Source organism: Sandarakinorhabdus sp. (assembly GCF_040398645.1).
Taxonomy (GTDB): domain Bacteria; phylum Pseudomonadota; class Alphaproteobacteria; order Sphingomonadales; family Sphingomonadaceae; genus Sandarakinorhabdus.
Genome location: NZ_JBBATR010000078.1, coordinates 4,538 through 6,873 on the forward strand (window position 1 = coordinate 4,538; position 2,336 = coordinate 6,873).

1 protein-coding gene is annotated in these 2,336 nt (G+C 68.3%); it reads right to left on the reverse strand.

Annotated features, from left to right (window positions below; genetic code table 11):
• Positions 1-43: 43 nt before the first annotated feature.
• Positions 44-2,071 carry a S9 family peptidase gene (locus ABWP50_RS12535; protein ID WP_353218323.1) on the reverse strand — a complete coding sequence of 676 codons (2,028 nt, stop codon included), beginning with the start codon at positions 2,069-2,071 and terminating at the stop codon, positions 44-46.
• Between the last annotated feature and the right edge of the window lie 265 nt (positions 2,072-2,336).

Here is a 2,336-nt window from a genome sequence, read left to right on the forward strand (position 1 = left end):
ACCGCCCGCCGCGAATTGGCGGCGGCGGGCTGGCTGTGAAGCGTCAGGGTTTGGCTGGCTGAGCGGTGTTCAGATAGGGCTTCAACCAATCCACCCAGCGCCGCCATACATCGCGTGACCGGATCGGATCGGCCGGGCTGTGGCCGGGCACCGGATAGGCAATGAATTTCACCGGCACGTTGTTGTCGCTGAGCGCGCGGTACAATTTATAGGCCTGCGGAATCGTCACCCGCCAATCGCCGACATCGGCCATGATCAGCGTGGGGGCCTTGGCGCGCCAGGCCGAAAAAATCGGCGATTGCCGCGAATAGCTGGCCATATTGTCACCCACGAACGGCGACGGCCCATATTGGGCGGCGCGGACGCGATTGCCGTCGGCGGTGGTATATTGATCGACGATATCGGTCACCGGCGCACCGGCCACCGCCGCCGCCCAGGCTTCGGGATAGGCGCCGATCAGCCAGCTGGTCATCATGCCGCCGTAGGACCAGCCGGTGGCGGCCACCCGCGCCGGATCGATCAGGCCGCGCTGGTTCAACAGCGCCACGCCGGCCATTATATCGCGGCCCGGCCCGGCCACGGCATCGCCCAGGATGGCCTCCTGAAAGCGGTGGCCGCGGTTGTTGCTGCCGCGGTAATTGGGCTCCAGCACCAACCAGCCCTGCGCGGCCAGCAGCTGCGGCGACATGCTGAACGATTGCCGGGAGGCCGCGACCGGCCCGCCGTGGATATAGAGCACCAGCGGCAGGCGCGTTCCGGGCGTGTAGCCCGGCGGGTAGGTGAGCACGCCATCGGCGGTAAGTTCGTCGGATTTCCAGCTGATGCTTTCCTGCCGGCCCAGCGCCGCGCCGTCCGTGACTGTCTGCAGCCTGGTCAGGGCGGCGGGCTTGGCGGTGATGCTGGCCATGGTGAACAATTCCGGCGGACGGTCAGCGGTGGTGGCGGTGAAGGTGACGGCGCCGCCTTGCACGCTGGCCTGCACGGGATCGAGATCGCCGAGATTGATGCGGGCCGCCTTGCCATCGCGCGCCGCCCACAGGCCGCTGCGCGTGCCATCGGTGCCGCTGAGCAGCAGCGTCTTGTTGTCGGGCAGCCAGCCGACCACGTCGAGTGCCACATCCAGATCCGGCGCGGCATCGCGGGCCGGTCCGCCACTGGTGGCCGCGATCATCACCCGGTCCTGATGCGCGGCCATACCGGCGCGCGCCGTTACAAAGGCCATGACGCGGCCATCGGGCGACAGGATCGGCTGCGATTGCCGGGCCGGGCTGGGCAACGCGCTCGGCAGTGCTGGCCGCACCGCGCCACTTGCCACGTCGATCATGGCCAGCCGGGTGCTGCTGGCATCGCCGCCTGCAGACGTGTCGGCCTGCGCAAACAGGATGCTGGCACCGTCCGGCGTCCAGCGCAGTTGCGGCGGCGGCCCGGATGGCGCGAGGCCGATCGGAATGGAGCGCACGCCGCTGGTCAGGCGTTTGACCGCGCCGTCAGCCACGGCAACCGTCCAGACATGGGTGGGCTGGCGCGCGGCGCGCTCCAGAAAGCCGTTGTTGCCGACTTCAAAGCCATCTTCAAAGCGGGCTTCGCCGGTGCGTTCAGGCTCGGCATCGGCGGCGGCATAGGCCAGCGCGGCGCCATCGGGCCGCCACGACACATGGGTCACGCTGGTTTTGCTGGATGTAAGCTGCCGGGCATCGCCGCCGGCCATCGCCATCAGGTGGACCTGCGCGCGCCCGCCGGCATCATTGGCCAGAAACGCCAGCGTCTGGCCATCGGGCGACCAGCGCAGGCTGGACAGGCCGCGGCGATCCCGGCTGAGCACCCGCTGCGCGCCGGTGGCGACATCGATCAGCGTGAGCTGCCCATCCCAGCGATTGTCGATCATATTGGCGCGGGAAATCACCACGGCAACCGATTTGCCATCCGGGGACAGCTGCGGATCGGCCATGCGCACCACCCGCTGCATATCGTCGGGGGACAGGCGGCGCTCCTGCGCCAGTGCCGCCGCCGGGAAGGCTAGCGCCGGCGCCAGCGTGACGAGCAGCAACGACCTCAGGCCGATGCCAAGCATGGTTGGACGCGTTGATACCGTTTGCATATTTTCCCCCAATATTCGCCTGAGGTTAGCAGTGAGCGGTAGTGCCGGCAATGGCCCTGGGCCCCTTGCGGATGGCGGGCAGGCTGATAAGTTCAGTGCATCGAGGGAGAGTATGAATGTTTGATCGCACCATCCTGCTGGCGCTGCTCTTGGCTGGCGGGGCGCCAGCCGCAGCGCAGACAACGCCCGCGGCAGCTCAAACAGCGCCCGCGGCAGCGCAATCAGCGCCCGCGGCAGC

Coding starts and splice junctions, on each gene's coding strand:
- ABWP50_RS12535 (WP_353218323.1), bottom strand. CDS start 2,071: ATGCTTGGCATCGGCCTGAGGTCGTTGCTGCTCGTCACGCTGGCGCCG.